The 5,581-nt window shown below is 64.7% G+C and carries 6 protein-coding genes; all 6 read left to right on the top strand.

What is annotated here, in order from left to right; genetic code table 11:
- Positions 1–189 (top strand): EF-hand domain-containing protein (locus P1U55_RS15435; RefSeq protein WP_301048529.1); only part of this gene is annotated, 189 nt, incomplete at its 5' end.
- A 142-nt stretch (positions 190–331) separates the two neighbouring features.
- The gene (locus tag P1U55_RS15430; protein ID WP_301048528.1) at positions 332–910 is read left to right on the top strand and encodes an RNA polymerase sigma factor; all 579 of its coding nucleotides are present in this window, start codon (positions 332–334) and stop codon (positions 908–910) included.
- A complete protein-coding gene (locus P1U55_RS15425) occupies positions 910–1,386 on the top strand; it encodes a hypothetical protein (protein WP_301048527.1) in 477 nt (158 codons plus the stop codon). Before P1U55_RS15430 ends, P1U55_RS15425 begins: the two co-directional genes overlap by 1 nt.
- Before the next feature lie 19 nt (positions 1,387–1,405).
- Complete coding sequence (locus P1U55_RS15420) at positions 1,406–1,957, top strand: periplasmic heavy metal sensor (protein ID WP_301048526.1); 552 nt, start codon at positions 1,406–1,408, stop codon at positions 1,955–1,957.
- A gap of 74 nt (positions 1,958–2,031) precedes the next feature.
- Positions 2,032–4,002, top strand: a complete 1,971-nt coding sequence (gene dnaG, locus P1U55_RS15415; protein ID WP_301048525.1) for a DNA primase — start codon at positions 2,032–2,034, stop codon at positions 4,000–4,002.
- A 166-nt stretch (positions 4,003–4,168) separates the two neighbouring features.
- A partial coding sequence (locus P1U55_RS15410; RefSeq protein ID WP_301048524.1) for an RNA polymerase sigma factor region1.1 domain-containing protein occupies positions 4,169–5,581 on the top strand: 1,413 nt, incomplete at its 3' end.

Below are 5,581 nucleotides of genomic sequence, written 5' to 3'. Positions count from 1 at the left end.
CGGGGCCAGCGCGGCGCAACTGCCGAGCAACGGGCCGAGATGCGCACCGAAATGATGCAGCGCATGTTCGACCGGATCGACACCAATGACGACGGTCAGGTGTCTGAGCAGGAATTCGAAACGGCCAAGGCTTTCATGGCAGACCGCCAGGATCGTCAAGGCGAGCGCGGCGGCAAGCGTAACAACTGACGCCCCCGTTTCGAAAGGCTCCTCCGCACCCGTGTCATCCCCTTCGTTGGGTGCGGGGGAGCTCATTTAGTATAGGCCCGGCTGCAAGGCCAATGGCTGGTAAGTGTTGAGAGAGTTTGAAGGACCGAGTAAGCGGAACGCGATGCCCATGCCACTCGATGTGCCCCCTGATCCCTCTGACGAGGTGTTGCTTGCCCGGTTCGCCCAGGGCGACCGTGCTGCGGCGCGTGCCCTCACCCTGCGGCTCACACCAATGGTGCTGGGGCTGGCCCAGCGGATGCTGGGAGATCGCGCCGAGGCCGAGGATGTGGCTCAGGAGGCGATGCTGAGGCTCTGGAAGCTCGCCCCCGATTGGCGCAGCGGCGAGGCCAGGGTAAGCACATGGCTCTACCAGGTGGCCCGCAACCTGTGCACCGACAGGCTGCGCCGCGCCCGAGGCCAAAGCCTTGATGGTGTGCCCGAGCCGGAAGATGGGGCAAGGTCTGTTGTGGAAGAGATGCAACTGGCCGAACGTGCCCGCGCCCTGCATGTGGCGCTGAGTGAATTGCCCGACAGGCAGTCCGAGGCCGTGCGGCTGAGGCACCTCGATGGGCTGACGAACCCGGAAATCGCGGTTCGGATGGAAATCTCCGTAGAGGCGGTCGAAAGCCTGACCGCCCGCGGCAAACGCGCACTGGCGGCCCGCCTCAAGGGCACCCGCGCAGAACTGGGGTTGAGCTGATGGCTGACCATGACAAAATGAACCCGAACGTGCCGGTGGATGCCTCCGATGAGGCGCTGCTGGAGAGCTTCTTCAACGCGGCAGGCAAGGCGGGCGCAGCAGGCGCCACGCCCGCGCCGTCGGCTGATCTTCTGGCCCGCGTGCTGAGCGATGCCTATGAGGCGCAGGATGGATTTATGGCCGAGGCCGCGCCCATCCCCGCGCCCCAAGCCACCACGCCTGCCAAACCGCGCCGCAGCCTGCTGGCCGCGCTTCTGGCCGCTGTTGGCGGTGCGCCGGGCCTCGCCGGGCTGACGGCGGCAGCGGTGGCTGGCTTCTGGGTGGGCATGAGCCCGCCCGCCAGCGTGACCGATTTTGCCAGCACCCTCACCGGCGCAAACGCCACAACACTCACCTCTGCCGCGCCGGGCGACACCGTTGGCGCCCCTCTGCTGGATTATGACATGGCCTATGTTGACCTGCTGTCAGACGGATGAGGCGAAGGAGCAAACCGATATGACCGATAAGCCATCCCCCCCCGCCGCCGCGCCCGAGCCGCCCAAACCGGGCCGCAGCGCCCGCCTCACACGGGTTTTGCTGGTGCTGTCGCTCGGCCTCAATCTGGCGATCATCGGGCTGGTGCTTGGGGTCATGGTGTTCCATGGCGACCGGTATGAGGAGCGCGCGAGCAAACACGACCGCCGCGAAGGCGCACGGATCGAACGGGATCTTGGCTTCGGCCCCTACGGGCGCGCCCTGCACCGCGATGATTGGGAAGAGCTGCGCAGCCTGCTCGGGCCGCGCCGGGATGCCTTGCGCGGCAAGCGCGAAGAACTGCGCGGCACCTTTGAGAAAACCCTCGTGGTGCTGCGCGCCGAGCCGTTTGACCGCGCCGAAATGCAGGCCCAAATGGCCCGCCAGAGCGTTTTGATCCGGGAAACGGCACAAATTGGCCAGGAGGTGCTGTTGAACCACATCGAAGAGATGAGCCCCGAAGAGCGTGCCGCGTTCGCCGACAGGCTGGAACGGGGCCTCGGCCGCGAGCCGCGCCGCTTCAAGGACCGCTGAGCGCGCCGCTTTTCGGCCCCCTGCTGGCCTGAGCTGGCTCTGGACAGGGCGCACCCTGAGGGGGATATAGGGCTATGTCCCTGCCACCCGGATTCCTTGATGAGCTTCGCACCCGCCTGTCGCTGGCCGACGTGGTGGGCAAAAAGGTGATGTGGGATCAGCGCAAGTCCAACCCGGCCAAGGGCGATCTCTGGGCACCATGCCCCTTCCACCAGGAAAAGACGGCGAGCTTCCATGTCGATGATCGGCAGGGGTTTTACTATTGCTTTGGCTGCCACGCCAAGGGCGATGCGATCTCTTTCGTGCGCGAAACCGAGAACATGGGCTTCATGGAGGCGGTCGAGCTGCTGGCCGGCGAAATTGGCCTGCCGATGCCCGCGCGCGACCCCCAAGCCCAGCAAAAATCCGATGAGCGCACTCGTTTGGCCGAGGTGATGGAACAGGCGGTGCAATGGTTCCGCCTCCAGCTGAAAACCGGCGCGGGCGGGGAGGCGCGCGATTATCTCACCTCCCGTGGCCTTGGCCCCGAGGCGCAGGACCGCTGGGAGATCGGCGTCGCCCCGCCGGGCTGGGAAGGGCTGCGCGAAGCGCTGGTGGCCAAGGGCATTGCGCTGGATGATCTGCTGGCCTGCGGGCTGGTTAAAGCCTCCGACAAGGGCCGCGCCCCCTATGATGTGTTCCGCCATCGCATCATCTTCCCGATCCGCGATGCGCGGGGCCGCGCCATTGCCTTTGGCGGGCGGGCGATGGACCCGAATGACAACGCCAAGTATCTGAATTCCCCCGAAACCATCCTCTTTGACAAGGGGCGCAGCCTGTTCAACCACCAGCGTGCGCGCACGGCGGTGGGCCAAGGCCAGCCGCTTGTGGTGGCCGAGGGCTATATGGATGTGATCGCGCTGGCCGAGGCGGGCTTTACCGGCGCGGTGGCCCCGCTTGGCACGGCGGTGACCGAGCACCAGCTCCAGATGCTCTGGCGCATGGCCCCGGAGCCGGTGATCGCGCTGGATGGGGACAAGGCAGGCCTGCGCGCCGCGATGCGGCTGATTGATCTGGCGCTGCCGGAGCTGGCCGCAGGGCGCAGCCTGCGCTTTGCCATCCTCCCCGAAGGCCAGGACCCCGATGACCTGATCCGCGCCCAGGGCCCGGCGGCGATGCAGCAAGTGCTGGAACGCGCCGAGCCGCTGGTTGATCTGCTCTGGCGGCGCGAAACCGAGGATCGCCCGCTCGACAGCCCCGAGCGCAAGGCCGCGCTCGATGCCTCTCTGCGCAATGCGATCAAGGCCATCGCGGACCCTTCGGTGCGCGGCCACTACGGCGAAGAGTTCAAGCGCCGCCGGTTTGAGCTGTTCTCCCCGCGCCGCACCAATGCCTCCGCCACCGGCCCGCGCGCGCCGTGGCGCCCCGGCGGGCCGGGCCGCAAAGGCCCGCCGCCCCCCGCCACCGCTGCCACCCGCGCCTCGGCGCTGGCCGCTGCCGGGGCCTCGGTCGAGGAGCAGTTGCGCGAGGCGGTGATCCTTGCCACCCTCGCAAGCCACCCCGGATTGGTGGATGAGTTCGCCCACGCGCTGGAAGAGCTTGATTGGCAGGGCGAGGGCCATATGCGCTTGGCCGATGCCCTGCTGCGCACCGCCGACGAGGCGGACCCGCTGAGCGCCCTTGAGCAAGAAATCGGCACCGCTGCCCTTGAAAAGCTGTTCACACCGGCCCATGTCCGCATTGCGCCCAGCGTTCGCAACACCCGGGACCACGAGCTAGCACGCATGTGCCTCGCCCAGGATTTCGCAATCCTATCCGCCTCACGCGGGGCCGCACGCGAGATCGCCGAAGCGATGCACGAGCTTTCAGGGCTGGCCGATGAAGGGCTGACCTGGCGGCTGGGGCAGGCCGCTGGCGCACGATCACGCGCCACCAAAACCGATGACACCGATAAGGCTGAGTATGACATTGCCCCCAATGGCGCCCGACTCGACCGCTCTGAAAGAGCCGAACTTGATTCGCTGCTCGACCAGATCGGCCATAAAAAACCCCGTGATCCGGGGTGATTCTGCGCCTGCGAAGGCCGATTCGCAGGGGGAATCGACCTTTCAGCCACAGAATGGACCCCTCTCACATAAATATTTAAGGGGTTTGGGTGGAAATCCCTGTGATTCGAGATATTGATTCGGGGAGCCCGAATCGTGCGTGCACTCACGCCTTCAGGAGAGCTAAATGGCCGCCAAAGACAACGACGACCGCAAGAGTGACGACACCGAAGCCGAGCAGGGCCTAGATGTAAGCCAGACGGCGGTCAAAAAGATGATCGCCGAAGCGCGCGAGCGCGGCTACATCACCTATGACCAGCTCAATCAGGTTTTGCCGCCCGAACAGGTGTCCTCGGACCAGATCGAAGACGTGATGTCGATGCTCTCCGAGATGGGCATCCAGGTCACCGAGGACGACGAGAACGAAGACGAGGACGACGGCAAGAAAGGCTCGACCGAAGTGGTCCAAGCCGCTGGCGCCCGTGATGTAACCCTCGCACAAACCGAGACCGAAAAGCTTGATCGCACCGATGACCCGGTGCGCATGTACCTGCGCGAGATGGGCTCGGTTGAACTGCTGAGCCGCGAGGGCGAAATCGCCATCGCCAAGCGCATCGAAGCGGGCCGCAACACCATGATCGCGGGCCTGTGCGAAAGCCCGCTGACCTTTCAGGCCATCACCATCTGGCGCGAGGAACTTCTCAACGAAGACATCCTGCTGCGCGATGTGATCGACCTTGAAACCACCTTCGGCCAGGGTGTGGACGGCGACGACAACGAAACAGAAACCGTTGCAGGCGGGGCCACCACCACCACCGAAAAAGACGAAAAGACAGAGCCCGAGCTTGATGCCGACGGCAACCCGATTGCCACCGACGACGATGATGATGACGACGAGGACGAGCAGGCCAACATGTCGCTTGCCGCGATGGAAGCCGCGCTCAAGCCGCAGGTGCTGGAAACCCTCGATGTGATCGCGCGGGACTATATCGGCCTCGCCGAGATGCAGGACATGCGCATGTCGGCCACGCTCAACGAGGACGGCTCGTTCTCGGACAAGGCCGAGAAGAAATACCAGAAGCTGCGCAGCGAGATCGTGCTGCTGGTGAACGAGCTTCACCTGCACAACAACCGGATCGAAGCGCTGATCGACCAGCTCTACGGCATCAACCGCCGCATCATGTCGATCGACAGCTCGATGGTGAAACTGGCCGACCAGGCCCGTCTCAACCGGCGCGAGTTTATCGAAGAATATCGCGGCTACGAGCTTGATCCCAACTGGATGGACCGGATGCGCGAAAAGTCCGGCCGTGGCTGGCAGGCGCTGTTTGAACGCAACGCCGACAAGGTTGCAAATCTGCGCCAGGACATGGCGCAGGTGGGCACCTATGTGGGCGTCGACATCCCCGAATTCCGCCGCATCGTGCAGCAGGTTCAAAAGGGTGAAAAAGAGGCGCGTCAGGCCAAGAAAGAGATGGTCGAGGCCAACCTCCGCCTGGTGATCTCGATTGCCAAGAAATACACCAACCGCGGGCTGCAATTCCTTGATCTCATTCAGGAAGGTAACATCGGCCTGATGAAAGCGGTCGATAAGTTCGAG

This window comes from Vannielia sp. (genome assembly GCF_029212645.1).
Lineage (GTDB): Bacteria > Pseudomonadota > Alphaproteobacteria > Rhodobacterales > Rhodobacteraceae > Vannielia.
Note: the sequence above shows the minus strand (reverse complement) of the source record. Positions and strands in the feature narration are given on the sequence as shown.